Genomic DNA, 24,155 nt, shown 5'->3' with positions numbered 1-24,155 from the left:
AATGCCTAAAATAGAGACAAAAAAGTTATTAGTGGAAGGTGCAGAGGAATTGAGAGTTATTCCCCAATTAATGGAAGCAAATGGAGTTACTTGGAATAGAGGGGAAGAGCCACTGAATATCATAAATTGTGATGGTGTTGAAAATTTACTAAAACCTAAATACATCTCTGCACAACTAAAAACTCCTAACGGACTAACTCATTTAGGAATTGTCATAGATGCAGACGAAGAACCTAATAATCGTTGGAAAAGTTTATATAATGCCTGTTTACCAAATATACCTAACTTACCTCAAAATTTACCAGCAGCGGGATTAATTATAACTCTAGAATCGGGGATAAAATTCGGTGTGTGGATGATGCCCGATAATCAATCTAGAGGAATGTTAGAGACTTTTTTAGCCTATTTAGTTCCCGATAATAATCTTTGGCAATATACACAAAACAAGGTGATAGAGGCAAAACAACAAGGGGCAACCTATAGAGATTATCATCTAGATAAGGCTAATATTCATACCTATTTAGCTTGGCAAGATCCGCCGGGGAAACAACTTCACGATGCAGTAAAACAAAAAATACTTAATCAATCCCATCCCCAATCAGCAAATTTTTTGAGATGGTTACAGGAGTTATACGAGATTTGAGAGAACTATGGCTCCAGATGGGAATGACAGCCTCATAATATTTCTCTGTGCTTTATTAATTTTCTATATAGTTCATCTTGATTATCTACTAATAAGGAATTAGAGACTATTTGAGATGGCAATTGAGAAATACCATTTGACTTGACGACAAACTTAGTAATACCCAAAATTGCTGCAACGATAATGCCCGCTATAACTGTCTCAACTATTCCCACGTTAGTTTGAAACTCCTTTTTTAGTTGCACGCCTGACCATATTATACGGAAACTTTCTGTATATCACACCAAATACACATTAACGATTTATGTGTAAAACCGGTCTTATGGGCAAAAAAGTCTTTTTTACTGCGCTCGATTTCAACGCTATAACCGTAAAGGACATCTAGAACCATAATTGGCCCTGCCGGTGATTGATACAGGACATCATCAATATCTAAACCCCTGTCAATTGTGATCCGCATCAGTTCCTGGATGTCCGGGACCCGAATATGTGCAAAACCGCCGTCCTTAAGTACGTGTAGGAACCCAGCTAGGACTCTCTGTACATCGTGTCGGTAGTAGTGTTCAAGGTTATGTGAGCAGTAAACAGCGTCAAACTGACCACTTTCAAGGGTGGTAAGATTACGCGCATCGCACACAATATCTGGTGAACCTTTCGGGTCAATATCGAGCAGCAAGTGTTCAAATTCTGAATATTGGGGCGGAAGCGGAATCGCCTTGCTGTTGCCACCTACGTTTAGAACTTTTTTCATCTCTCGCCTTTGTTGGTAAACCTAACTGAGGATTATACGGAAAGTTTCCCTGTATCACATCAAATACACATTAAAAAAAATCTTTCCGTATATTAATAGAGCGATCGCAAAAAACTTTCCCAATAACACGACAATAAGCCTTCTATGGGGAAATTCAACTAAAACCCTAAAACCCAATACCCAACCGCCAGAACCTAAAGCTCAACAGCCAAACCCTAACAGCTAACGCACCGATCGAGCGATCAATCATTATTATAGAGACAGTAACAAATATTTATGAAACTTCATGCTTATTAATCGCCTTGGCATCGATCGCGGGAAAAAATTCCTTAAAGAGAGTATCTTGTTCGGAAATGACCCTAATCCCGAATTAATTGGCATTTTAGGGGTTTATTTCGTCCAGGGCATTCTCGGACTCTCCCGATTAGCGGTTAGCTTTTTTTTAAAGGATGATTTGGCCTTGAGTCCCTCCCAGATGGGGGCATTAATCGGAGTGGCGGCGATTCCTTGGGTGATTAAACCAGCTTTTGGCTTTCTTTCGGATGGTTTGCCTATTTTCGGCTATCGTCGTCGGCCCTACCTAATTTTATCGGGAATTATCGGGGTTTTAGCTTGGTTGGCCCTAGCCACTGTGGTGGAGAATGCTTGGCAAGCGATGGCCGCGATCCTGCTTGGTTCCCTTTCTGTCACCATTAGTGATGTCATCGTCGATTCTTTGGTAGTAGAAAGGGCCCGCAGAGAGTCCTTCACTCAATCCGGTTCTCTACAGTCCTTAACTTGGGGAATATCGGCGTTAGGCGGCTTAATTACGGCTTATCTCGGTGGTTGGTTACTGGCACACCTCGGCACTCGTCCTGTCTTCGCTCTCACCGCTATTTTTCCCCTGATTGCCTCAGCCATGGCGTTTTTAATTACAGAGGAAAAAATCAAGAATAACAATGATGCACAATCAACGCCCAAAGTCAAGGAGCAAATCGGGCAATTATGGTCAGCAATTAGACAAAAATCAATTTTATTACCTACTGCCTTTATTTTTCTCTGGCAGGCTACTCCTAGCGCCGATTCTGCCTTTTTCTACTTCACCACCAACGAGTTAGGATTTGAACCAGAATTTTTAGGACGAGTGCGCTTAGTCACCAGTTTAGCCTCGATCCTGGGCATCTGGGTATATCAACGGTTTTTAAAAGCGATTTCCTTTCGTTTAATTTTGGGTTGGAGTACGGTGATTTCTGCACTTTTAGGGATGACTACCCTAATCTTAGTTACCCATACTAATCGAGCGCTCGGTATTGACGATCATTGGTTTAGTTTGGGGGATAGTCTCATCCTCACCGTCATGGGACAAATTGCCTTTTTACCCGTCTTAATTTTATCGGCCCGTCTTTGTCCCGTGGGCATTGAAGCATCTCTATTCGCTTTATTAATGTCTATCTGGAATATGTCGGGATTAGTTTCCCAAGAAATCGGAGCTTTATTAACCCATTGGTTGGGAGTTACCGAAACTAATTTTGATAACCTTTGGTTATTGGTAGTGGTTACTAATCTCTCTACTCTCCTACCTTTACCCCTAATTAAATGGCTACCTTCTACGGATCCGCAATCTCAGGAAGTCAAGAAAACTTTTCCCCCTGCAGAAGTCTTTGAACATCATGTTACTGGTTCTTTAGCTGAACCCGGTTTTATTCCCGAACTTGTCCCCGAATTAATCGAGACAAGAGATTGACAGTCCAGAAAAGGGGTTTCTCAAAGAAACCCCTTTTCTGCCATCTTCATCTTGCTCAATTGAGAACAGTTTTTAACTTTTCCAAGACAGAATTGTTTAACGTAATTTTTCCCATTCTTCTCTACTAATATTTGCTTGTTGTAAAATTTTAGCCAGCAAGCTTTTACTGATATCTCCTTGGTGTGGATTAGGAATCCAGATTTTTAACTTTCCCTGCACCATATATTGATGATTTCCTCCTACCAGAGGACCAGAAAATCCCAGCTTTCTCAACTGGCGAATTAACTCTTTCCTTTTGATGGGGGCAAAAGGTGGCATCAGGCGATTTTTTGTTGAGGGGTTAGATTGATACCGTCAACAATCGGTAACTGATGCTGTAAGCGTAGTCCTAAAATAACCCAGCCTTCCAAAACTTCCTGTAACTGTTCCTTAGTAGCTTCGAGGGTTGTTTCATTAGCATATACTCCCTCAAATCCCGGAATTTCTCCATAAAAAGTACCGTCTTCTAGAACTTCATAGGTTGCCAGTTCCATTGCTTGTTTTAGATATTTTGTTAGCATCATTGACAGGAATAAAGCTCGGTGATTGTCTCGAAGATTGTCGATTTGATGATCAGTTGTTTTGACTCTGGCGATAATTTTGCCATTTTTCTCCAGAAAACGGGTTTCTTTGAGAAACCCGTTTTCTAGGTTTTCTAGCTGTTGTCTTCGTCTTTGACGATTTTCCGCTTCTAAGCGACTAATCGCTTCTTCTCATTGTAATCCAACTAATTCCATGGCTCTTCCGGTTTCTGTGTGGAAACGAAGCCTATACTGATAGTTTCTTCGGCAAAATAGTCGTAAAAGTCTTTCTCCGTCAACATTTCACGATTCTATAAGCAAAAATTATCACACAAAGTCGAGAAGAGCCATTCCATCTCTTGACAATTGCGGTGTGCTTTTGCCAAAGTTTGCTTAAGTTGATCAGAATCCCGGGGAAGCTGAGGAACAAAATCCATATTTAACTCCATTCAAGTTTAATTTCTTCGACACTACGCATCAAGGCAGGAATCGGCACTTGGGTTGTCTTAATCACTGTTCCAATCCTCGAACATCTGCCCAACGCTAGTATAACGCTTAAGACGCTCAGGATGTTTTTCTACTTCTTCAATGGCGGCGAGCGTTTCTGTATTAGGAATTTGAACATCAAAGGGAAAACCTTGATGAAAATCGACATCAGATAAGGCTGGATGCTGAATTTTTTGTAGGAGAAGCTGTTGTTCTTCGTCAGTTAAAGAAAGGATAATTTGAGCAAGGGAATCAATTAGTTTAGTATTGATTGCAGTAGCAGATTGACTCATATAGCGTTTACATTGTTTAATAGTATATTTTTGAATTGGCGATTTATGAGCGGTTGTTTCGACTCTGGCAAATTAAGCTAAAGGAGAGTTTTAAACTCTGCCACTGTCAATCCCGCTTGACGAATGATAGATCTCAGCGTTCCCTTAGCGACTTCTCGATGGTCAGGGATGGTGATGCGTCGATAGGGATAGGCTTTTTGTCTGAGTATGATATGACTTCCTCGCTGCCGATCTAATTCGTAGCCAATCTTGCCCAGTGCTTTAACGACTTGGCGACCAGCGATAGGAGGGAGTTCACTCATAATTTAACCTCTACCAGTTCCTCAGAAATTGGTGGTGGAATCGGTTCATTGTGCGCTTCTAGGCTTTCTAGATATAAAGCAATTGCTTCCTGAATGTTGGCGAGTAACTCTTCCCGGGTATTGCCTTGAGAAATACAGCCGGGTAGGGAGGGAACTTCAGCCACATAAATGCCATCTTCATCTTGCTCAATTAAGACGCGATATTTCATGGGTTTGTCCTTGCTTTGAATTGATTGTTCCAGAAAACGGGTTTCTCAAAGAAACCCGTTTTCTCAGTTCCAATGGCACTTAAACTAATTGTAATCCAACTAATTCCATAATTAAGGCGATCTGCCAAAAGTTCAGAAAAGGGGTTTCTCAAAGAAACCCCTTTTCTTCTCAAAGAAACCCGTTTTCTCAGTTCCAATGGCGCCTAAATGCCGCTCCCGCCCCCAGTAAGCCTAAAGCCAGCAAACCTAAGCCAGAACTTGATTCAGGAACAGTAACAGTCTGGGCAAAGCGAACTTCAGAGAGACCAATAGGCCCTGGTGCTGTCCAACCAACGAACCAATTGTTTGCTACATCAATTCTAGCATATTGGGCTTGAATTAAAGGAAAGGAAAAAAGTGTGGCAGGTATGTTGTTCGAAGTGCCTTCGGGAAGTGTTAGGGTTCCTGATACATAAACTGGACTGCTAAAGTCGGAGTTATTGGAGAGAATTAGTGTGAAATCCTTGATTCCGCGATCAGTAGCTGTGGTATTAAAAGCGTTGTAATTCCACAAAGCCAAGGTATCTAAGAACACAGAACTGCCAAAATCAAAATCAAGATTGACATCAGCAGGAGTTGTCCCGATTTCTAAACGTACTCCCCAGAAATTAGACAAATCGGTACCTCCGACGTGCTGTTGCTGCAAAGCGTTTCCAGGTCCAGTCAACCCATTGCCGTTGGCAGTGTTGACTAAGGCTCCAATCGTGGGAGTAGCAGTGCCTGCATTAAGCGTTAAGGTTGGAGTGGGATTGTAGATGATCGGCAGCGCTTGGACGGGGAGGATAGTCATTCCAGCGATCGCGCTAACTGTGCCAGCGAAGACAACACCAGCCAGAGAGAGAGATTTGAAGTTAGTTGTAAAATTCATGGGCAATTTTGGGCAAATTCCACCAGCATTTTACCCCCCCCCGATTTTTGTCAAATATCGCTTTTTTAAGTCCAGAAAACGGGTTTCTCAAAGAAACCCGTTTTCTCAGTGCGATCGCTTGGGGAAGATCGGGTTTAGGATATTTGTAATGTTTGATACAAATCTCTCGATCATCTGTTCTTAAGATTAAGGCTGGTGTTGCTAATTGATCGGAAAAGAGGCCGGCGCAAGCAGATAAAAACCGCAGAGAAGCTTGTGCCGTGGGATCAAAATTATTAAGCGGAGAATAGCCTCTGACCGGAATTCAACATCAAAGTTAGTAGGAAACTTGTCATCGCCTAAGTAAAGTAACCCTTCATCCACGACACAAAACAATAGGAAAAATACTTATGAGTTATGGAACGCGTGTTCAAGCTATCTCTCAAGTAACGGACCGTAAACCCCTACCTAGCAAAATTCCTCAGCGTTTAGAGGCCCTCTGGGCAACCGATGTCTTTACCCTGAGCAAAATGCAGGCCAGTCTTCCCAAAGACGTATTCAAATCGGTCAAAAACACGATTTTAACCGGGGGAAAATTAGACGTTTCCATCGCCAGTGCGGTAGCGGCTGCGATGAAGGATTGGGCCACGTCCAAAGGGGCGCTGTACTATGCTCACGTCTTCTATCCGATGACCAACGCCACCGCCGAAAAACACGATGGTTTTATCTCCGTGCAGAGCGACGGTTCAGTGATCACAGAATTTACGGGCAAAGTCTTAGTACAGGGGGAACCGGACGGGTCTTCCTTTCCTAACGGCGGACTTCGCTCCACTTTTGAAGCGCGGGGTTACACCGCTTGGGATGTCACCAGTCCGGCCTACGTCATGGAGACGGATAATGGTGTCACCCTGTGTATCCCCACGGTTTTCATCTCTTGGACAGGAGAGGCCCTCGACAAAAAAACGCCGCTTTTACGTTCGATTTCATCGATGAGTAAAGCCGCCACCAGGGTGCTTAAACTATTAGGACATACGGAAGTCGCCCCCGTTAACTCCAGCTGCGGTGCTGAACAGGAATATTTCCTAGTCGATGCTCATTTTGCCCATAGTCGCCCCGATTTACTGCTCACCGGTCGCACCCTATTTGGTAAACCCGCCGCCAAGGGTCAACAGTTCGACGATCATTATTTTGGCGCGATTCCCGAACGGGTTCAGGTGTTTATGCAGGAAGTAGAGGAAAGAATGTATCGCCTCGGCATTCCGGCCAAAACTCGCCATAATGAAGTCGCCCCCGGACAGTTCGAGATTGCCCCCTTTTTCGAGGCCGCTAACGTGGCCAGTGACCATCAGCAGTTAATTATGACTTTGCTGAAAAGTACGGCTAAAAAACACGGTTTTGTTTGCCTACTGCACGAAAAACCCTTTGCGGGAATTAATGGTTCGGGAAAACACGTTAACTGGTCTGTCGGCAACGCCACCCAGGGCAATTTGTTGGATCCGGGCGATACTCCCCACGCTAATATGCAGTTTTTGTTATTCTGTGGGGCGGTGATTCGTGGCGTTCACAAGTACGGGCCGCTTTTACGCGCAGTGGTGGCTACCGCCAGCAATGATCACCGTTTGGGGGCAAATGAAGCTCCTCCCGCCATTATTTCCGTATATTTGGGCAGCCAGTTAGAAAAGGTATTCGACCAAATTAGTCAAGGCCGAATTGAGGGTTCTGATGCTCCGGGGTTGATGGATCTCGGTGTCGATACCCTGCCGGTATTCCCCAAGGATCCGGGCGATCGCAATCGTACCTCTCCTTTTGCTTTTACGGGCAATCGCTTTGAATTCCGCGCTGTGGGTTCTAATCAGTCAGTGTCTGGGCCGCTGGTGGCGATGAACACGATTCTAGCCGATTCCCTGACTTGGGTGGCGGATAACCTAGAAAGCCGGATGAAAGCTGGGGAAGATCTCAATACTGCTGCCCAGGGTGTTCTCAAGGAGATCATGGACAAACACAGAAATGTGATCTTTGGAGGTAACGGATATTCCCCGGAATGGCACAAAATGGCGGTAGAAGAGCGCGGTTTAGCTAATCTCCGCACCACTGCCGATGCTTTACCCGTGCTGAGGGCCGATTATATCGAAGAACTGTTTACCCGCATGGGTGTGCTTACCCCCGTTGAACTGGAAAGTCGTTTTGATGTCTATGCGGAACAGTATTTGCTGGCCATCGAAGTGGAGGCGAAACTGGTGGTGAGTATGGCTAAAACGATTATTTATCCGGCTGCTGTTCGCTACTTGTCGGAATTGTCTTTGGCGATCTCTAATGCGGCGGCGATCGGCATCGAGATCAATAAGGAAAACGCCCAAACCGTCTCGAATCTGATTAAGTTAATGATGGATAGCGTTGCCAAACTGAGTGAGGCCATTGCTAAACACGATTTTGACTCGATCGAGGAACATATGCAGCATTCCGCTCAAACAATCCGTCCCTTGATGGATAAGGTGCGCGAATATGCTGACACGCTGGAAGGAGAAGTGGCCGACAATTTCTGGCCCCTACCTACCTATCAAGAAATGTTGTTTGTTAAATAACATGACGACAAGGAGGGGGTAAATGGGCTGAAAAAATGATTGGCCACCCCCTTCTTTTTATCTCTGGTAGTTTTAAGTTATGTTAAGAAAAGTAGTGCGAAACGTTTAGGCATGAAATAGAGCTGAAATGCCCGAAATAACCGCCTAGTAAGGTCTTCAGTCCCCTGACTGAATCTAACAGGTCAACCCAGACCAGCCTTATAACTGTTTATATGTCCCGACGTTTAGTATCAACGTGATACCAAACTAGGCAAAGGGACTCAAGGTCAATACACTTTGTAACAATTATTCACAAATTGTTACAAAGGTGAGAGTAACGGCGATAGCCACCCCCAGATTCAGAAATCACAATTCTGGGACTGAAGCGGGGAACGGAAGGCTCCGAGGTGTAACCTAACACCAGAATCGAGACCACTGCCAACCATCCATGATTAGGTGTGAACCGAATGTCCGACCTGAACCATCGTAATTAGCTAGTAGTGAAATAGGTTGATACACTGCGTTCAAAAGAACAAGGGGAAAAGTAAGGAATTTACTAACTCACTTACACAGACCTTTAAAAGTACCCCGATGGATAGGACAAATCTAAAGATGGAATGCCCATATAAACGGAACGTGATAAGCCCTTTCAGGCTCTGAGTATCGGTCGAAATACTCAGTAGTGACAAGTGTAAGCGCAAGCCTTCAAGGGTGTGAGATGTAACCAAAAGCCAACGCCTGACGGTAATAGTCGGGATATGCTCACAGGTTACGGTTTGATTGTAAGGATAGAGTCTAGTAGGAGTCTATATGACGAAACCCTTGAGAAGGTAAAGGGTTCGGGAAACCGAAAACCACTAAGACTACGAATGTATGGAAAGCTATCAATTGGGGTAAAATCCAAAGATATGTTTTCAAGCTCCAAAAGAGGATATACCAAGCGGCTAAATCGGGACAGGATGCAAAGGTTAGAAGGTTGCAACGTCTATTGGTGAAATCATACTATGCTCGTCTATTAGCAGTTCGCAAAGTAACCCAAGATAATCAAGGAAAGAAAACAGCAGGAGTCGATGGAGTGATAGCAATATCCCCAGAACAAAGGCTAAATCTAACCGAAGAAATCAAGGGAAAACTTAAAGCAAAACCGTTAAGAAGGGTATGGATTCCTAAACCCGGCAGGGATGAAAAACGTCCACTAGGAATACCAACCATCAAAGACAGAGCTAGACAAGCGTTGATTAAATCGGCACTCGAACCAGAATGGGAGTCAAAAATGGAAGAAACCAGCTACGGTTTTCGACCCGGAAGGTCTGCCCATGATGCAATATCGAGGATATACCTTAGCATCAATAAAAGTAGCTACTTCGTATTAGATGCTGATATTGCCAAGTGTTTTGACCGAATTAATCACAACTTCCTACTGTCAAAAATTCATTGTCCCACTGCCTTGAAAAGAGACATTAAACAATGGCTCAAAGCAGGAGTATTGGATAATGGCGTATTTGAAGAAACAGAAACAGGGACACCACAAGGAGGGGTAATAAGTCCACTACTAGCCAACATCGCACTGGATGGAATGGCAAGATTAATTGAAACACTATTCCCCAAAAAGGGTAGTAAAACTCAAGCTGTTCTAATAAGATACGCCGATGACTTTGTGGTGATTTCACCATCACTCGAAATCATTGAACAGTGCCAAACTGCCATTTCTGAATGGTTAAAACCAATTGGATTAGAACTCAAACCAGAAAAAACCAGAGTGTCTCATACACTCAACCCCATTGAGTACAATGGGAAAACTGAAGAACCCGGTTTTGATTTTCTAGGATTCAATATCAGGCAATACCCAGCAGGAAAATACAAAGCAGGGAAAATATATAAAGGAATACCCAAAACATTTCTAACACATATTAAACCTAGCCAAAAAGCAGTTAAAGCCCACACAGAAGCGATTAAAGGTGTAATCAAAAAACACAAAACAGCACCTCAATCAGCCCTGATTAGTCACTTAAACCCAATCATTAGAGGTTGGGCTAACTACTACTCAGGAGTAGTATCCACAGATACCTTCAATAAACTAGACAATACAATCTGGTTAATGTTAAGGGCATGGACAGTATCAAGATGCGGTAAATCAAACCACGAAAAGCTGAGAAACTACTTTAGACCGGGTACAGTTAAACTCAGCAATGGGAAAGAAAGGCAAGAATCTTGGTTATTTAAGACCAAAGATGGTCTTCATTTATGGCAACATAATTGGACACCAATTGTCAGACATACCCTAGTACGCCCCGAAACTTCACCTTACGACGGAAATTGGACTTACTGGGCGACCAGACGAGGACAAGCAATCGACACACCGACAAGAGTAGCCAAACTACTTAAGAAGCAACAAGGCAAGTGTAGCCGATGTGGGCAGTATTTCACACCATCGGATTTAATTGAAGTTGACCACATTCACCCTCTCAGCTTAGGCGGAAAGGATGAATATAAAAACCTTCAATTACTACACCGCCACTGTCACGATGATAAATCGGCATCTGATGGAAGCCTAAAATCATCTGGTTTGACATCAACAGTCAACCTAGATAATACAAGGTTAACCAAAAGAAGTCAAGCTGTATCCTTAACAAGGGAACAAACAAACTAGGAGCCGTGTGAGGTGAAAGTCTCACGCACGGTTCTGAATGGGAGGGGAGGTCGGTGACGACCTTCTCGACCCCTAATAATATAAACTTAAAACTACCATGGTATTAACTCCGACAATTGGCGAAAAATCCTATAATCGTCAGGATTGGCAAAAAGGCTATCAATCCCAACCTAACGAGTACGATTACGAGGTAGAAGACATCGAGGGGCAAATTCCCCCCGATTTACAGGGTACAGTCTTTAAAAACGGCCCTGGTTTACTCGATATCGCTGGCACGGCGATCGCTCATCCCTTCGATGGAGATGGTATGATCAGCGCGATTAGCTTCAATCATGGGCGTGTACATTATCGTAATCGTTTTGTTAAAACCCAAGGTTATCTCCAGGAACAGAAAGCGGGAAAACCCCTTTATCGCGGTGTTTTCGGCACGAAAAAACCGGGGGGAGTTTTCGGCAATGCTTTTGATTTGCGTCTGAAAAATATTGCTAACACTAATGTTATCTACTGGGGTGATAAATTACTGGCACTTTGGGAAGCGGCCGAACCCCATCGCCTCGATTCTAAAACCCTTGATACTATTGGTTTAGACTACCTCGATGGTATCTTGGAAAAAGGCGATGCTTTTGCCGCTCATCCTCGCATCGATCCCGCTTGTATTTTCGATAATCATCAACCATGTCTGGTAAATTTTGCCATCAAAACGGGTTTGTCGAGTGCCATTACTCTCTACGAAATTAGTCCCACGGGTAAGTTATTACGTCGTCATACCCACAGCATACCGGGCTTTTGTTTTATCCACGATTTTGTTATTACTCCCCACTACGCTATCTTTTTCCAAAACCCGGTTGGTTATAATCCTTTTCCCTTTCTTTTTGGGTTAAAAGGTGCGGGAGAATGCGTCATCAATCAACCAGACAAGTTAACTAAGATTATTATTATCCCCCGGGATACTAACAAAGGAGAAGTGAAAGTTTTAGAAACTACATCGGGTTTTGTCTTCCATCATAGCAATGCTTTTGAACAAGGGGAGAAAATTTATATTGATTCTATTTGTTATCAATCCTTACCACAACTGGATTCAAATAGCAATTTTCAATCGGTAGATTTTGATAGTTTAGCTCCCGGACATCTGTGGCGATTTACACTAAATTTATCAGAAAATACCGTTACAAGAGAATGTATTCTAGAGCATTGTTGTGAGTTTCCCAGCATTAATCCTGCAAAAGTTGGTCGAGATTACCGTTATTTATACATCGCTGCCGCTCATCATGCCACTGGTAATGCTCCTTTGCAAGCAATCTTAAAACTGGACCTATTAACAGGAGAAAAACAATTACATTCTTTTGCCCCCCGGGGATTCGCAGGTGAGCCAATTTTTGTGCCTAAACCCGATGGAATCGCTGAAGATGATGGTTGGTTATTGGTAGTCACCTACGATGCAGCCAATCATCGATCGAATATGGTAATCTTAGATGTTAAAGATATCACTAATTCCCTAGCAGTTATCCATCTTAAACATCATATTCCCTACGGATTACACGGTAGTTGGACTAGACAATGTTTTTAAGTTAATTCTGTGGGGGTGGATTGAAAACCCACCCTCACTAAACTTTACTCTTGAGAGCCTTCTTGTAGTAGCCAAAAACCAGCGAAGGATTCCGATTCAGGGTTAGATTGAACGGCTAAAAAATGCAGATTATTGGCTTTTTGTTTAGCTTCTTCAAAGTTTTTGGCTTCGTTTAAAGTCTCGGTATTAGTGACGTTGACGAGAATCCAGCTATCACTAGCACCCGTTTCTAAACGTAGCACGGGACGGGAACCAGTTTCTAACTTTAAATAGGCCATTTCTAACCCTGACATCCAACCAGCTAGGGGCAAAGCGCGGGGGGAAAAAATAACTAAACCGGGGATTTTTAGATTCTCATCTAATCCCATTCCCAGTATAGGCAAATTTTCTCCGAAGCTAATATCCCAATCTTTTAAATCATTAAAAGAAGACAATTCTAGCGTGACAAAGGCCCATTTATCGGCCTTATCTCCCCGGACAGCATCGGGAAGAGGAACAGCATTTAAAGGAGGATAATTCACGGAAGCAGTTTTAGTTAAATTTTGATCATAACCAACTTCTTGGGGGTAGAAATTAACCATTCTTTCTTCTATCCATCTAGTTAAAGCATGAGTGCGACGACTAGGGGAAGCGGGAATACCGATATCCTCGCAAGCTTTGCTAATCATGTTATTCATCTGACGACGGAAAAAGCGGATTTTTTTGGGAGTTACTCCCGCTGCCTTGATAGCTGCAGTAACTGCCTCTCCTAACCATTGGGAATTAACCATCGTATTAGGACAATAACTGGCATATTTAAATATTGTATCGGAGGAGCGATCGATTGTTGCCGGAGTTTCACAGATTAATAATTCCCATCTTTTTTTATTATTTTCATCCACCACCGGCCGCGAATAAAAATCAAGTTCCCAAATAGTCATATTTTTTTCAGTTATCAGTTATCAGTTATCAGTTATCAGTGATTCAGTTATCAGATTTGAGTTTTCAGTGAACAATATTAAGTGGCAAGTTCCGAGATGTCTTTTCACTGATTACTGTTTACTGATTACTGTTTACTGCTCACTGCTCACTGAAAAATCCCCTATTCCCGACAACAGTACGAACGCGGTAGATGGGACGTTTTTGGGATTCATGGTAAGTTCGCATCAAAATTTCTGCCAAAAGACCAAAACAGAGTAATTGTACCCCAGTTAAAAAGAATAACACGGCCAGGATTAACAAAGGTCGATCGCCGATTTCTTGTCCGAAACCGAGTTTGAGAATAGTCAGATAAGTGCCTAAAATAATCCCCACTACCATGGATAACAGTCCGTAGAGTCCAAAAATGTGCATCGGACGGGTGAGGAACTTTTTCATAAAAAAGACAGTAAATAAGTCCATAATAACGCGAATTGTGCGATCTAAACCATATTTACTCTGTCCGAACCGTCTAGGGTGGTGATTAACGGGAATTTCGGTTATTTTTGCCCCTTCAATAAAAGCCAATGCGGGTAAAAAGCGATGTAATTCCCCGTAGAGATTCATATCGGCGATTAATTCGGCTCGATAGGCTTTCAAAGAACAACCGTAGTCGTGTAATTTGACCCCTGTAACCTTTGCTATTAGCCAATTAGCTATTTTTGAGGGTAAAAGCCGTTTTACCTGGTCATCTTGGCGATTTTTGCGCCAGCCACTCACGAGGTCATAACCTTCCTCTAATTTGGCCAATAATAGGGGTATATCATTGGGATCGTTCTGTAAATCGCCGTCGAGGGTAATGATGACCCGTCCCGTGGCATAATTAAATCCGGCAGCCATAGCCGGGGTTTGTCCGTAGTTGCGTCGCAATATTACCGCCTTGAGATCATCGCGATTTTTGGCTAAATTAGCTAAAATCTCGGTGGAACCGTCCTTAGAACCGTCGTCAACACAGATAATCTCGTAGTTAATTTGATAAGAACGCAAAATCGAGGCGATACTCTCGACGAGATGGGGAATACTGTCCACTTCGTTATAAATGGGAACCACTACCGATAAAGTCTGGATGGCAGCCTGCGGGTTTGGTTCGTTGACACTGATGGACGGTGTAATCGGGGACATATTTGACTGACGCGGGGACGTTTTGGGGCGATTGTATCACAATTCAGTGATCAGGAGATAGGAGACAGGAGACAGTATTCTCCGAGTCAGTATTCAGGAGACAGGAGATAGGAGACAGTATTCTCCGAGACAGTATTCTCCGAGACAGTATTCTCCGAGACAGTATTCTCCGAGTCAGTATTCTCCGAGTCAGGGACTTCCAGAGAATAAAATACCCAACAAAAAAATAGAAAAGTGTTTTTTTGAAAAAGTAATTATTTTTGTCTAGGAAAACAAAGAGTCTCCCATTACAACCTATTTTTCCGAAAAAAAAATAGCAGCATAAACTTTTATACTTCCGAGCTTTTTCGAGTATAACAAGGACAAGTTAAAGAATCAAATACAGTTTTTAGCTAACCATCTTAGTTAACTACAAACTAGGTCTTATCATAATAAATATCAATAAACCATTGCCCCAAATCGGGAAAGTCTTGATTCGTTGATTCTGTGAGACGTTCGATTTTTTCTTCGATTTTTTCCATGGCTTTTTTAGTAAGCTTTACTCCTTTTTCGTAAGTTTCAGTAATCAACTTAACAATCGGGTGTTTTCCTTTCCAAGTCATAGTTTGGGCGAATTTCAAAGCTGTTTCGATTTCATCTAAAATACTCCCATTCCAATGGTTTTCTAACACAGCCCAGGTTCGTTCAATAGGATTATATTTACTATGGTAGGGGGGATAGTAAGCTAAACGTATATTAACTTGATATTTTTGGGAAAACTCAACTATACGTTTCATAAACTGAGTTCGTCTCGAATTATTTTCTGATCCATTATCTTGATTAATTATCAAAGTTTTAATTTTCTCAAAACGAGATTTTTCAGATTCCCAGAAATCCTCTAATATATCAACAATAAAGTCACTGGTGACTGTGGAGGTAGTGAAATACAAAAACAACTCATCAAATTCTGGAATAAATATTCCGTAAGGGGTTAGGGTTGTTTTCGGATTAAAATCATGATCGTTTGTTTCGACAGTTATTCTATTTTTACCTCCTCGATCAAACAGTCCAATATTAACACGGGCTTTGGCATCTAAACTAAGACGTAACATCGTAGGGTCTTCATCCGCTTCCCGATTAATGTTAGCTAATTCCTCAAAGATTGCCTCGGTTTCTGGAATTTTTTTTGAGGTAAAACTTTAGCGACTCTTTTCAGACGATAACCTAAGTTATTTAATTTAACCCGAATAGTTTCCTCGCTCGGTAAATCCTCATCACTGTACCCATATTTAGAGATTAATTGCTTTCGGACTTCGGCCGCACTCAGTCTCACATAAAGCCTTTGGCTTTTAAAACTTGGGTCAGTTTGGCTTTGAGAATCCACTAAATTTTTGATGTTTTCCAATAGAAAAGGTAAATGTTCTTCTGCTTTTTTCCGCCCCTTAGCTGAATGATTATCAACACAAATAATGCCTCTTTTTAGTTCTTTAATTCCTTTACGAATAGTAGTTCGATTCCAGCCTAACTTCTGTGCAGCAAGGGTTTGTCCCCCATAGCCTAATTCTAAGACTGTTTGCGCCATGAATCTTCTTTTAGCTGCACCTTTTAATTGAAGTGCAGTTTCACTGAGCAATTTCTTGAGGGAATCAGTTAATTCCATATATTCTTAAAAAGAAAAACTTGATTAATAATGTACAGGATTAATTCTACTACAAAATTGGAAGGAGGGGGCAACCATCGATCCCTACCTCCCACACTCCGAGAATGATTATTATTCTTGAGAATGAATAGTTTATTTTTTGGAAGTCCCTCAGTATTCAGGAGATTATTTTTATTTATTCTCCCCACACCCCACTTCCCCACTTCCCCACTTCCCCACACCCCACACCCTACACCCCAATTCCCACTTCCCCACTTCCCCACTTCCCCACACCCCACACCCCACACCCCACACCCCACACCCCTTATCCCTGTTCACTGCTCCCTGTTCCCTGTTCCCCTTTCTCTGTTTGCTTTTTGGCTAAAATTGCCTGACGAAAACCTAGGACGACGAGAATATTGGAGAGGGTGAGGAAAAGTTCGGCGCTGCCGTGTAACCAATCGACGTTGGCTAATTCTTTGCCATAGTGGATTTTGGCGTAGATACCGGCAGGAATGGTGATAAAAACGAAGATTAACAGCACATAAAAGCCAATTAGGGCTAAACGGGGCATTTTTCCTGAACGAGTGACAAACCAAAGAAACCCCAGATAGGGAAACAGGGAAATGGCAAATAAACTGTCTTTATTCATTGTTAACGCTAATTTTACTGGAACGCCACAGCCACCAACCGGCAGCACAGAGGGTAAAATTTCCTAAGACAGTCATGGCTGCCTGTAGGGTGACTAACCAGGATAAGGCACTGATATTATCAAAAAAATGCCATGTACAGGCACACATGGCCCCAATTAAAGCGGGTAACATTCCCCAAGATAACATTCGCCACGATCGATCGCTACTGATGTCGCCATAGGTCCAGACTAACCAGATCGCCGCTATCCATTCTACGACACTCGATACATGAACTATCCACGTCGGTATTGATAAAGCATTCATTATTTTCTATAGGAGACAGTTATCAGTTATCAGTTATCAGTTATCAGATTTGAGTTTTAAGTGAGCAGTATTAAATAGAAGTTTTCTCCTGTCTTTTCGCTGATTACTGTTTACTGTTTGCTGTTCAATGAAAATACTCCCCATCTCCCTAATCTCTGCTGCCCAAATGATTTTCTAGCCATTTAATCACCTGTTGACCTAAGCTAACATTGTTTAATCGATCGATCTCGCGAATGCCGGTGGGACTGGTGACATTAACTTCGGTGAGGTAGCCACCAATCACATCCAATCCGACAAAATATAGGCCATCTTCTCGTAATTTTGGGGCTAAAGTGGCACAGATTTCTAATTCTCGATCGGTGATTTCTGTTTTTGCCACTCGTCCACCCACCGCCATATTACCGCGAAATTCTGAACCAGTGGGAATGCGATTAACTGCCCCGATTGGTTCACCATTGAGGACAATAATGCGTTTATCTCCTTCTTTGGCAGCTGGTAAATAATCTTGAATCATTACCGGTTCTTGTCCCCATTTTGTGCTAATTTCAATCATTGAATTGAGATTGCGATCTTCGGGACTAAGAAATAAAATTCCCTCCCCTGCTTTCCCCCCTAAAGGTTTCATAACTGCCGCCCCTTTTTGATTGACAAATTCCCTAATTGTCGCTTTATCTTGGGAAACAATTGTAGCGGGCATTACCTGAGCAAAGTGAATAGTATATAACTTTTCGTTGGCATGGCGTAAACCCCTAGTTGAGTTAATTACTTGGGTTTTTTGTGGGTCGATCAGGTCTAATAAATAGGTGGCATAAAGATAGGCAATTGTCACGGGTGGGTCTTTTCGCATCCAGACAAAATCGAAGTTTTCTAGGCAGGTAAAAACTGTCTCTTGTCTTTGATACCATTGAGATACAGCCACCCAATGATTATCTTTTAACTCCACAGGAACCAGTTCAATTCTGGTTAGTTTTGCCCAAGCTTTTCCCGCAATTGCACTGAGAGCCGTGATGGAAGTTATCCAGATTTCATGTCCTAATAATTGGGACGCTTCCATGATAGCTACACTGGTATCATGGCCCGGATCTAAATACTCGATCGGATCGATAATAAAGGCTAGTTTCATTAATAGTTTTTATCCTTAATTCTGCAACAGGGGAGCTAAACCACCACTTCTATCTAAAGCATAGATGTCATCGCAGCCCCCGATGTGTTGATCGTTTATGAAAATTTGTGGTACACTTGTACGGCCATTGGCGCGATCGGACATTTTGGCTCGCGCTCCTTCATCGCCATCGATACAATATTCGGTAAACTCCACCCCTTTTTTCTTGAGTAATGCTTTAGCGCGGATACAGAAAGGACAGGAACTCCAAGTATAGATCTCAACATTAGCGGCCATAAAATTTATCTCCCTTCTTTACATATCTTAAATTTTAGCCGATAACCGAGCAGTGATCTTCCTTCAGGTCAGAAAACGCCAATTAGGGCGATTCCACCGATATATTCCTTGTATTTCCCATTCTTCACCGTTTTGAAAGCGAATACGGCAACTAACAGGGGGGGAGTCATCCTCACTTTCATTTACTTCTATTACCTCACAGGGAAACCAGTCGCAACTATCGGCAGCGTCTGCGGGAATCCATTCCCATAATCCATTAGACACCTCGATCGCATCTCCTACCTGTAATTTTTCTCTGGTTAACCTTAATTTTTGTAAATATTCTTGCCAATGAATCGGTTTTATGCTGTTCAACCAAGCCAAGCCATACTGATCGCGGATAAATTGTACCGCACCGGAAGGGCGATCGTTAAGCCAATCATTGAGGAGGGAACTTTTCCAAGCTAAATTTTCCCGTTCTTGTTTGAGGATAAATTCCAGTAAAATCTCCCTTTGCATAGATGTTAATTCGTCGAGGGGATTGCCATCAGCGAGGGAATTTCGCTCAAAAAACACCTCTAACAAAATTTCTTTTTGTTGTTGATTGAGAGGACAGAATAAAGCCTCACACTGGAGAAAAGCCGCTTTGAGAGTGGTTTCAATCTCATCTCGATCCATGAGAGTCCTAAAAAAGCTGATTTCAAAGGGTGACGATCCACGATAATCTAAGTATTGGGGAAATCATACCGTAAAATCACTCATCTATGACACCACGCTCGCTCACCGTTTGGCTGCTTTCTGTTCTTTTCTGGCTGTCTAGCTTGCTTATCATCCCTACTGCTCAAGCTTTGACCCCAATTCAACTATTAGATGTATCTTACAAAGACTGTCCCCCCGAATTAGCCGAGGGGAGTGTCACCAGTGGGGGAACCAGTTTTCCGGCTAATTGTTTTTTAATCACTGGCAAAGCTAAAAATAATTCTGGAAAAACCGTCTATGATGCCGATGTTTTTGGTCGGATTTACGATGCTAACGGGGAACCGGCTTTACAAAATCGTAGCCGAGTCGGGGCAATTCCCGAAGTGCCGCCGGGGATTAGTGATTTCGAGATCAGAATTTCTGTTTCTACCAATCAACCAACCCCCTTGCGACTGGAAAAATTCAAAGCTTCCGGTTTTACCAGTAGTGTGGATCCGCGGATTTAGAAACCGCTGCTGACCAGACTGCTGGCCCCTGTGGCTACGACACTCTGAACAACGTTGAGCAGCAGGAACGCGAGAATCGGGGACAAGTCCATCCCGCCTAGGGGTGGGATAATCGAGCGAAAGAGGTTTAAATAGGGATCGGTAATCGGACTGAGAAAAGACATAATCTGATAGGCCCAACCGGCATTTTGGAACCAAGTCAGTAAAACCCTAACAATTAGGATTACCGAGTAAATTTGTAGGAAATTGTTGATTATCGTCAAAATAAACCCTATATCGCTCATAAATAAATCTTTCCTCAAGTAAGGCGTGATGGTTAGTTTAGCTTTGATCTTACCAAAAAAATCGTCTTTAGTTACTCTCGCCGTCCTATCTTAGTGGTTTTAACCAGCTATCGGCATTCCTCCTGGTTGACGGACACCGGGTAAGAAAACTGGATACAGCAGTTTTCTTAATAGTGAGGTACGAAGTTTTCCTTTTGGGGAGACTCCGATTATTCAAGTAGTTTTTCCATAACCTTTGTATTCTCTGCATAAGTGAGATGCTCCCGAGTATTTACCGAATCACTACCTCTCAGGAGTGATAGGCAATTGATTAATAGCGATAATTGCCGTGCGATAAAGCGAGGGAAGAAAATAGACTCCTTCTGGTTAATCTGACCTTAACTTTGCTCCAAATCCTTCTAAAACAGTGATACGAGCGGAAGGGGATAAAATCCACCAACGAGGGGCATTATCTTCATTGTAGCTCTGATTTTCCCGTTTAGCTTGTCTTTGCAGTTCGGATAAAATCGCCAAAAGTTTCGCTAAACAATTGCGAATCTCGCTACGGTTGGGAGGATTGCGATAGGGTTCAATTAAGACAGTATTAAGGACAATTCTGCCTAATAATCCCAGATAATCGGGGTTGGGTTCGGGATTGGGGGAAAAAAATAAATCTATCTGTCGGGTTTCATCGCTGACTTCTTTGCTGATTTCGACGGTTCCCAGGGGAGAAAGTAATTGTTCAAGGTAATTTTTGGCAAATTGGTCATGGGGTTTCATGGAGTTTCTTGAATAGCTTGTCGGACTTGTTCTAAGTCTAAATCCAAAGCTTGAGCGATTTGTTCCACACTTAAACCCAAAGCAAGCAAACGGGGAATAGATTCCAGTTTAGCCTCTAGTTTTCCTCGCTCTAGTCCTCGCTCTAGTCCTTGTTCAAGTCCTTGTTCGAGTCCTTCCCGTTTAGTTGCTTCCTTCCATTCCTGATAGGTTTGAGATAAAGTCATAAACACCTCTCTATCCTCAGTTTCTAGGATGTTATTTATTTCCATATTAACCCGCCAACTAATCAATAATTCCAGCACATTTTCCCGGAAAGCATTACCTTGAGGTAATTCTAACAATTCTCGCACCGCTTGGTTTTGCGTTTTTCCCCGTCCTAATAATCTTAACCAAAGAGTCTCAGCAGTCACAGGCAATTGATTAATAGCGATAATTGCCGTGCGATAAAGCGCGGGAAGAAAATACACTCCTTCTGGCCAATCTGGGTCTATTTTTGCCCCAATACTCTCTAACAGAGTCAGACTAGCTGAAGGGGATAAAATCCACAAACGAGGGGCATTCTCTTCATTGTAGCTCTGATTTTCCCGTTTAGCTTGTCTTTGCAGTTCGGATAAAATGGCCAAAAGTTTCGCTAAACAATTGCGAATCTCGCTACGGTTGGGAGGATTGCGATAGGGTTCAATTAAGACAGTATTAAGGACAATTCTGCCTAATAATCCCAGATAATCGGGGTTGGGTTCGGGATTGGGGGAAAAAAATACATCTATCTGTCGGGTTTCATCGCTGACTTCTTTGCTGATTTCGACGGTTCCCAAGGGAGAAAGTAATTGTTCAAGGTAGTTTTTGGCAAATTGATCATGGGGTTTCATGGAGTTTCTTGAATAGCTTGTCGGACTTGTTCTAAGTCTAAATCCAAAGCTTGAGCGATTTGTTCCACACTTAAACCCAAAGCAAGCAAACGGGGAATAGATTCCAGTTTAGCCTCTAGTTTTCCTTGTTCGAGTCCTCGCTCTAGTCCTAGCTCTAGTCCTTGTTCGAGTCCTAGCTCTAGTCCTTGTTCAAGTCCTTGTTCGAGTCCTTCCCGTTTAGTTGCTTCCTTCCATTCCTGATAGGTTTGAGATAAAGTCATAAACACCTCTCTATCCTCAGTTTCTAGGATGTTATTTATTTCCATATTAACCCGCCAACTAATCAATAATTCCAGCACATTTTCCCGGAAAGCATTACCTTGAGGTAATTCTAACAATTCTCGCACCGCTTGGTTTTGCGTTTTTCCCCGTCCTAATAATCTTAACCAAAGAGTCTCAGCAGTCACAGGCAATTGATTAATAGCGATAATTGCCGTGCGATAAAGCGCGGGAAGAAAATAGACTCCTTCTGGCCACTCTGGGTCTAATTTTGCCCCAAATCCTTCTAAAACAGTGATACCAGCGGAAGGGGATAAAATCCACAAACGAGGGGCATTCTCTTCATTGTAGCTCTGATTTTCCCGTTTAGCTTGTCTTTGCAGTTCGGATAAAATCGCCAAAAGTTTTGCTAAACAATTACGAATCTCGCTCCGGTTGGGAGGATTGCGATAGGGTTCAATTAAGACAGTATTAAGGACAATTCTGCCTAATAATCCCAGATAATCGGGGTTGGGTTCGGGATTGGGGGAAAAAAATAAATCTATCTGTCGAGTTTCGTCGCTGACTTCTTTGCTGATTTCGACGATTCCCAGGGGAGAAAGTAATTGTTCAAGGTAATTTTTGGCAAATTGGTCATGGGGTTTCATGGACTGAGCAGTTAATCGATAATTCTCAATTGTATAGCTATTAAAAAAGTGGGTTATTTAAACCCACTTCTCAAGTGATGATTGGTAGTTTTTAAGATGGGAATTTTCAAATTGTGCCAGAAACTATGCGCAGCCATGGCAATTATTCTCCTTGTCAATAGTTACCAATAGTAAGATTAGACCACCTCTTCGAGAAAATCATAAATTTTATCTAATTGTTCCAAGGTCACTAAACCGTACTGCCAGAGAATCATCGGTAAATGAATTTTATCAGATTGGATCGATCGCTCGGCCATAGCGATCGATTCTTGGGGAAGGGACAATTCCTCTTGTAGAAATTGTCGGAATTGGGAATAGGCAATCGTGGACATAGGGGGATTTTTTTCCTCAATAGTTATAGTATATCTCGTAATTTCAACAAAACACCACCTGATCGGTTTCAAGGACGGTTAGTCTTGCGACCGTTTTTTCTGTATCTAAGCTATCTCGATGATAGAGAGTGCTTTCCTAAAAATCGCTGGCTCTCTTAAGATAGTCCCGTTAGGTCTAGCAGAACTTTGTCTCTGTTTAATCTATAGCAAGAGTAAAGATTATTCAATCTATGACTTGATAGACTATAAAAATCCTAATCGATATGGTTATATCTTAAACAGTATAAATGCGTAATAGCTTCTAAAAGCCATACTTATACTTCCAGACAAGGGACACTTTTTATAAGAAAGTTAACACCATTTTCAAAAATTAAGGTCTTGAGATAAACTCAATCTTAATTTTATCTCCTTCTTTCACTCCTAATTCTTTCGCTCGACCCCCAGCTAGTTCGATCACTTGATTAACCATGGTGTTTGGCCCATAGACAGGACAAGGATCGACGGCACAAGGAGGGACATTCAGCAAAACTGCTTTTACTATACCATCTTTTAGAAAAATCATGTCTAGAGGAATCGAGACATTTTTCATCCAAAACCGGGCCATCAGAGGTTGTGCAAAGGGAAATAGCATACCGCGATTTTTCTGCAAAGATGAGCGATACATTAAACCCTTGGCCTGTTGTTCCTGGGTTTGAGCCACTTCTAACTCAATCATCTCACCATTAATATCTGCTTTGGCCGTGATCGGTAATATTTGCCCTTGATTCTCAGTCGTAATCTGAGCCATTGAACTATTATTACCATTGAGATTAGTCGATTGACAACTCAGCAGCAACAAACCTAAAAATAGTATTAACTTGATCTTGAGCATAAATGATTTTTTACCAGTCATCATCAATAGTTATCAATACTTAATTTTCCTAGTATAAGTGAAGAATTAAGCAGATAAGACACTAACACAAAGTGGTGACGGCAAATATAAAGATAGTATTAAAAATATCTAGCATGGGGGTGAGCATCCTTCCTTGAGGAGAGGGGCAGGATTGCTAGAACATATATACTAAAAAAGTTCTCAGAGTTATTGGCCGATTTTCTCCTTC

26 protein-coding genes and 1 pseudogene are annotated in these 24,155 nt (G+C 42.3%); 6 read left to right on the top strand and 21 right to left on the bottom strand.

Going from position 1 to position 24,155, the window contains the following annotated elements; genetic code table 11:
* Position 1: 1 nt before the first annotated feature.
* The gene (locus ACQY1Y_RS14825) at positions 2-643 is read left to right on the top strand and encodes a DUF3226 domain-containing protein (protein WP_430013042.1); all 642 of its coding nucleotides are present in this window, start codon (positions 2-4) and stop codon (positions 641-643) included.
* Between the two features lie 256 nt (positions 644-899).
* Here the strand turns inward: ACQY1Y_RS14825 and ACQY1Y_RS14820 are convergent, their stop codons facing one another.
* The gene (locus ACQY1Y_RS14820) at positions 900-1,394 is read right to left on the bottom strand and encodes a class I SAM-dependent methyltransferase (protein ID WP_002773687.1); all 495 of its coding nucleotides are present in this window, start codon (positions 1,392-1,394) and stop codon (positions 900-902) included.
* A gap of 286 nt (positions 1,395-1,680) precedes the next feature.
* Here ACQY1Y_RS14820 and ACQY1Y_RS14815 point away from each other — a divergent pair, with 286 nt between their 5' ends.
* The gene (locus tag ACQY1Y_RS14815; protein WP_002733856.1) at positions 1,681-3,117 is read left to right on the top strand and encodes a folate/biopterin family MFS transporter; all 1,437 of its coding nucleotides are present in this window, start codon (positions 1,681-1,683) and stop codon (positions 3,115-3,117) included.
* A gap of 96 nt (positions 3,118-3,213) precedes the next feature.
* Here the strand turns inward: ACQY1Y_RS14815 and ACQY1Y_RS14810 are convergent, their stop codons facing one another.
* From ACQY1Y_RS14810 to ACQY1Y_RS14785, 6 genes are all read right to left on the bottom strand, one after another.
* Positions 3,214-3,435 carry a type II toxin-antitoxin system HicA family toxin gene (locus ACQY1Y_RS14810; protein WP_002732388.1) on the bottom strand — a complete coding sequence of 74 codons (222 nt, stop codon included), beginning with the start codon at positions 3,433-3,435 and terminating at the stop codon, positions 3,214-3,216.
* Entirely contained in the window at positions 3,435-3,680 is a 246-nt protein-coding gene (locus ACQY1Y_RS14805; RefSeq protein WP_002753457.1) for a type II toxin-antitoxin system HicB family antitoxin, read from the bottom strand. The genes ACQY1Y_RS14810 and ACQY1Y_RS14805 overlap by 1 nt, the downstream gene beginning before the upstream one ends.
* A 503-nt stretch (positions 3,681-4,183) precedes the next feature.
* On the bottom strand, positions 4,184-4,456 hold the full coding sequence (locus ACQY1Y_RS14800; protein ID WP_002773681.1) for a hypothetical protein: 273 nt from the start codon (positions 4,454-4,456) through the stop codon (positions 4,184-4,186).
* Between the two features lie 77 nt (positions 4,457-4,533).
* Positions 4,534-4,758, bottom strand: coding sequence for a type II toxin-antitoxin system HicA family toxin (locus ACQY1Y_RS14795; RefSeq protein WP_002733933.1), 225 nt, complete (start codon positions 4,756-4,758; stop codon positions 4,534-4,536).
* Positions 4,755-4,967: a type II toxin-antitoxin system HicB family antitoxin gene (locus ACQY1Y_RS14790; protein WP_002734412.1), complete on the bottom strand. Its 213-nt coding sequence runs from the start codon at positions 4,965-4,967 to the stop codon at positions 4,755-4,757. Before ACQY1Y_RS14790 ends, ACQY1Y_RS14795 begins: the two co-directional genes overlap by 4 nt.
* 187 nt (positions 4,968-5,154) lie before the next feature.
* The gene (locus ACQY1Y_RS14785; protein ID WP_430013041.1) at positions 5,155-5,874 is read right to left on the bottom strand and encodes a PEP-CTERM sorting domain-containing protein; all 720 of its coding nucleotides are present in this window, start codon (positions 5,872-5,874) and stop codon (positions 5,155-5,157) included.
* Positions 5,875-6,263: 389 nt separating this feature from the next.
* On the opposite strand from ACQY1Y_RS14785, the gene ACQY1Y_RS14780 reads away from it, so the two are divergent.
* The 3 genes from ACQY1Y_RS14780 to ACQY1Y_RS14770 all read left to right on the top strand — a co-directional run bounded on the left by ACQY1Y_RS14780 (position 6,264) and on the right by ACQY1Y_RS14770 (position 12,631).
* Positions 6,264-8,435 carry a glutamine synthetase III gene (locus tag ACQY1Y_RS14780; protein WP_430013040.1) on the top strand — a complete coding sequence of 724 codons (2,172 nt, stop codon included), beginning with the start codon at positions 6,264-6,266 and terminating at the stop codon, positions 8,433-8,435.
* Between the two features lie 862 nt (positions 8,436-9,297).
* Complete coding sequence (ltrA, locus tag ACQY1Y_RS14775) at positions 9,298-11,064, top strand: group II intron reverse transcriptase/maturase (RefSeq protein WP_430014681.1); 1,767 nt, start codon at positions 9,298-9,300, stop codon at positions 11,062-11,064.
* 97 nt (positions 11,065-11,161) lie between these two features.
* Complete coding sequence (locus ACQY1Y_RS14770; RefSeq protein WP_430013039.1) at positions 11,162-12,631, top strand: carotenoid oxygenase family protein; 1,470 nt, start codon at positions 11,162-11,164, stop codon at positions 12,629-12,631.
* A 44-nt stretch (positions 12,632-12,675) separates the two neighbouring features.
* Here ACQY1Y_RS14770 and ACQY1Y_RS14765 read toward each other — a convergent pair whose 3' ends face one another.
* From ACQY1Y_RS14765 to ACQY1Y_RS14730, 8 genes are all read right to left on the bottom strand, one after another.
* Positions 12,676-13,551, bottom strand: coding sequence for a Tab2/Atab2 family RNA-binding protein (locus ACQY1Y_RS14765; RefSeq protein WP_430013038.1), 876 nt, complete (start codon positions 13,549-13,551; stop codon positions 12,676-12,678).
* Between the two features lie 139 nt (positions 13,552-13,690).
* Positions 13,691-14,710, bottom strand: a complete 1,020-nt coding sequence (locus ACQY1Y_RS14760; protein ID WP_193979746.1) for a glycosyltransferase — start codon at positions 14,708-14,710, stop codon at positions 13,691-13,693.
* 416 nt (positions 14,711-15,126) lie between these two features.
* Positions 15,127-16,349 (bottom strand): ISAzo13-like element ISMae28 family transposase gene (locus ACQY1Y_RS14755; RefSeq protein WP_430013037.1). Its coding sequence is split into 2 segments (ribosomal slippage): positions 15,127-15,869 and positions 15,869-16,349, totalling 1,224 coding nucleotides; the frame shifts between segments, so codons are not numbered across the junction.
* 304 nt (positions 16,350-16,653) lie between these two features.
* A complete protein-coding gene (locus tag ACQY1Y_RS14750) occupies positions 16,654-16,980 on the bottom strand; it encodes a DUF3593 domain-containing protein (protein WP_430013036.1) in 327 nt (108 codons plus the stop codon).
* Complete coding sequence (locus ACQY1Y_RS14745; protein WP_002734463.1) at positions 16,973-17,284, bottom strand: DUF2499 domain-containing protein; 312 nt, start codon at positions 17,282-17,284, stop codon at positions 16,973-16,975. The genes ACQY1Y_RS14750 and ACQY1Y_RS14745 overlap by 8 nt, the downstream gene beginning before the upstream one ends.
* Positions 17,285-17,432: 148 nt before the next feature.
* Positions 17,433-18,407: a glutathione synthase gene (gene gshB / locus ACQY1Y_RS14740; protein ID WP_430013035.1), complete on the bottom strand. Its 975-nt coding sequence runs from the start codon at positions 18,405-18,407 to the stop codon at positions 17,433-17,435.
* Positions 18,408-18,422: 15 nt separating this feature from the next.
* Positions 18,423-18,683, bottom strand: a complete 261-nt coding sequence (grxC, locus tag ACQY1Y_RS14735; RefSeq protein ID WP_002763636.1) for a glutaredoxin 3 — start codon at positions 18,681-18,683, stop codon at positions 18,423-18,425.
* 63 nt (positions 18,684-18,746) lie between these two features.
* Entirely contained in the window at positions 18,747-19,340 is a 594-nt protein-coding gene (locus tag ACQY1Y_RS14730; RefSeq protein ID WP_409793881.1) for a hypothetical protein, read from the bottom strand.
* A gap of 86 nt (positions 19,341-19,426) precedes the next feature.
* On the opposite strand from ACQY1Y_RS14730, the gene ACQY1Y_RS14725 reads away from it, so the two are divergent.
* Complete coding sequence (locus ACQY1Y_RS14725) at positions 19,427-19,867, top strand: hypothetical protein (protein WP_002732285.1); 441 nt, start codon at positions 19,427-19,429, stop codon at positions 19,865-19,867.
* Here ACQY1Y_RS14725 and ACQY1Y_RS14720 read toward each other — a convergent pair.
* From ACQY1Y_RS14720 to ACQY1Y_RS14695, 6 genes and pseudogenes are all read right to left on the bottom strand, one after another.
* A complete protein-coding gene (locus ACQY1Y_RS14720; RefSeq protein WP_002733084.1) occupies positions 19,864-20,151 on the bottom strand; it encodes a YggT family protein in 288 nt (95 codons plus the stop codon). The genes ACQY1Y_RS14725 and ACQY1Y_RS14720 overlap by 4 nt on opposite strands.
* A 288-nt stretch (positions 20,152-20,439) precedes the next feature.
* Positions 20,440-20,910: pseudogene (locus ACQY1Y_RS14715) on the bottom strand (flagellar assembly protein H); the annotation flags it as partial.
* Positions 20,907-21,779: a flagellar assembly protein H gene (locus ACQY1Y_RS14710; protein ID WP_430013034.1), complete on the bottom strand. Its 873-nt coding sequence runs from the start codon at positions 21,777-21,779 to the stop codon at positions 20,907-20,909. The gene ACQY1Y_RS14710 and the pseudogene ACQY1Y_RS14715, both read right to left, overlap by 4 nt.
* A complete protein-coding gene (locus ACQY1Y_RS14705; protein ID WP_430013033.1) occupies positions 21,776-22,684 on the bottom strand; it encodes a flagellar assembly protein H in 909 nt (302 codons plus the stop codon). The genes ACQY1Y_RS14710 and ACQY1Y_RS14705 overlap by 4 nt, the downstream gene beginning before the upstream one ends.
* A 176-nt stretch (positions 22,685-22,860) precedes the next feature.
* Entirely contained in the window at positions 22,861-23,055 is a 195-nt protein-coding gene (locus ACQY1Y_RS14700) for a DUF2949 domain-containing protein (RefSeq protein WP_002732568.1), read from the bottom strand.
* Positions 23,056-23,425: 370 nt separating this feature from the next.
* Positions 23,426-23,947: a DUF192 domain-containing protein gene (locus ACQY1Y_RS14695; protein WP_430014680.1), complete on the bottom strand. Its 522-nt coding sequence runs from the start codon at positions 23,945-23,947 to the stop codon at positions 23,426-23,428.
* Between the last annotated feature and the right edge of the window lie 208 nt (positions 23,948-24,155).

Source organism: Microcystis ichthyoblabe FBCC-A1114, assembly GCF_050500245.1.
Taxonomy (GTDB): domain Bacteria; phylum Cyanobacteriota; class Cyanobacteriia; order Cyanobacteriales; family Microcystaceae; genus Microcystis; species Microcystis ichthyoblabe_A.
This window is presented reverse-complemented; position numbering and strand designations above follow the sequence as displayed.

What these genes read in the sequence shown, in the direction of transcription:
- ACQY1Y_RS14805 (WP_002753457.1), bottom strand. Translation starts at nt 3,680, where the DNA reads ATGATGCTAACAAAATATCTAAAACAAGCAATGGAACTGGCAACCTAT.
- ACQY1Y_RS14810 (WP_002732388.1), bottom strand. Translation starts at nt 3,435, where the DNA reads ATGCCACCTTTTGCCCCCATCAAAAGGAAAGAGTTAATTCGCCAGTTG.
- ACQY1Y_RS14745 (WP_002734463.1), bottom strand. Translation starts at nt 17,284, where the DNA reads ATGAATGCTTTATCAATACCGACGTGGATAGTTCATGTATCGAGTGTC.
- ACQY1Y_RS14815 (WP_002733856.1), top strand. Translation starts at nt 1,681, where the DNA reads ATGCTTATTAATCGCCTTGGCATCGATCGCGGGAAAAAATTCCTTAAA.
- ACQY1Y_RS14825 (WP_430013042.1), top strand. Translation starts at nt 2, where the DNA reads ATGCCTAAAATAGAGACAAAAAAGTTATTAGTGGAAGGTGCAGAGGAA.
- ACQY1Y_RS14820 (WP_002773687.1), bottom strand. Translation starts at nt 1,394, where the DNA reads ATGAAAAAAGTTCTAAACGTAGGTGGCAACAGCAAGGCGATTCCGCTT.
- ACQY1Y_RS14790 (WP_002734412.1), bottom strand. Translation starts at nt 4,967, where the DNA reads ATGAAATATCGCGTCTTAATTGAGCAAGATGAAGATGGCATTTATGTG.
- gshB (WP_430013035.1), bottom strand. Translation starts at nt 18,407, where the DNA reads ATGAAACTAGCCTTTATTATCGATCCGATCGAGTATTTAGATCCGGGC.
- ACQY1Y_RS14700 (WP_002732568.1), bottom strand. Translation starts at nt 23,055, where the DNA reads ATGTCCACGATTGCCTATTCCCAATTCCGACAATTTCTACAAGAGGAA.
- grxC (WP_002763636.1), bottom strand. Translation starts at nt 18,683, where the DNA reads ATGGCCGCTAATGTTGAGATCTATACTTGGAGTTCCTGTCCTTTCTGT.
- ACQY1Y_RS14765 (WP_430013038.1), bottom strand. Translation starts at nt 13,551, where the DNA reads ATGACTATTTGGGAACTTGATTTTTATTCGCGGCCGGTGGTGGATGAA.
- ACQY1Y_RS14705 (WP_430013033.1), bottom strand. Translation starts at nt 22,684, where the DNA reads ATGAAACCCCATGACCAATTTGCCAAAAATTACCTTGAACAATTACTT.
- ACQY1Y_RS14780 (WP_430013040.1), top strand. Translation starts at nt 6,264, where the DNA reads ATGAGTTATGGAACGCGTGTTCAAGCTATCTCTCAAGTAACGGACCGT.
- ACQY1Y_RS14725 (WP_002732285.1), top strand. Translation starts at nt 19,427, where the DNA reads ATGACACCACGCTCGCTCACCGTTTGGCTGCTTTCTGTTCTTTTCTGG.
- ACQY1Y_RS14795 (WP_002733933.1), bottom strand. Translation starts at nt 4,758, where the DNA reads ATGAGTGAACTCCCTCCTATCGCTGGTCGCCAAGTCGTTAAAGCACTG.
- ACQY1Y_RS14800 (WP_002773681.1), bottom strand. Translation starts at nt 4,456, where the DNA reads ATGAGTCAATCTGCTACTGCAATCAATACTAAACTAATTGATTCCCTT.
- ACQY1Y_RS14750 (WP_430013036.1), bottom strand. Translation starts at nt 16,980, where the DNA reads ATGAATAAAGACAGTTTATTTGCCATTTCCCTGTTTCCCTATCTGGGG.
- ACQY1Y_RS14730 (WP_409793881.1), bottom strand. Translation starts at nt 19,340, where the DNA reads ATGGATCGAGATGAGATTGAAACCACTCTCAAAGCGGCTTTTCTCCAG.
- ACQY1Y_RS14785 (WP_430013041.1), bottom strand. Translation starts at nt 5,874, where the DNA reads ATGAATTTTACAACTAACTTCAAATCTCTCTCTCTGGCTGGTGTTGTC.
- ACQY1Y_RS14770 (WP_430013039.1), top strand. Translation starts at nt 11,162, where the DNA reads ATGGTATTAACTCCGACAATTGGCGAAAAATCCTATAATCGTCAGGAT.
- ACQY1Y_RS14710 (WP_430013034.1), bottom strand. Translation starts at nt 21,779, where the DNA reads ATGAAACCCCATGATCAATTTGCCAAAAACTACCTTGAACAATTACTT.
- ACQY1Y_RS14695 (WP_430014680.1), bottom strand. Translation starts at nt 23,947, where the DNA reads ATGACTGGTAAAAAATCATTTATGCTCAAGATCAAGTTAATACTATTT.
- ACQY1Y_RS14760 (WP_193979746.1), bottom strand. Translation starts at nt 14,710, where the DNA reads ATGTCCCCGATTACACCGTCCATCAGTGTCAACGAACCAAACCCGCAG.
- ACQY1Y_RS14720 (WP_002733084.1), bottom strand. Translation starts at nt 20,151, where the DNA reads ATGAGCGATATAGGGTTTATTTTGACGATAATCAACAATTTCCTACAA.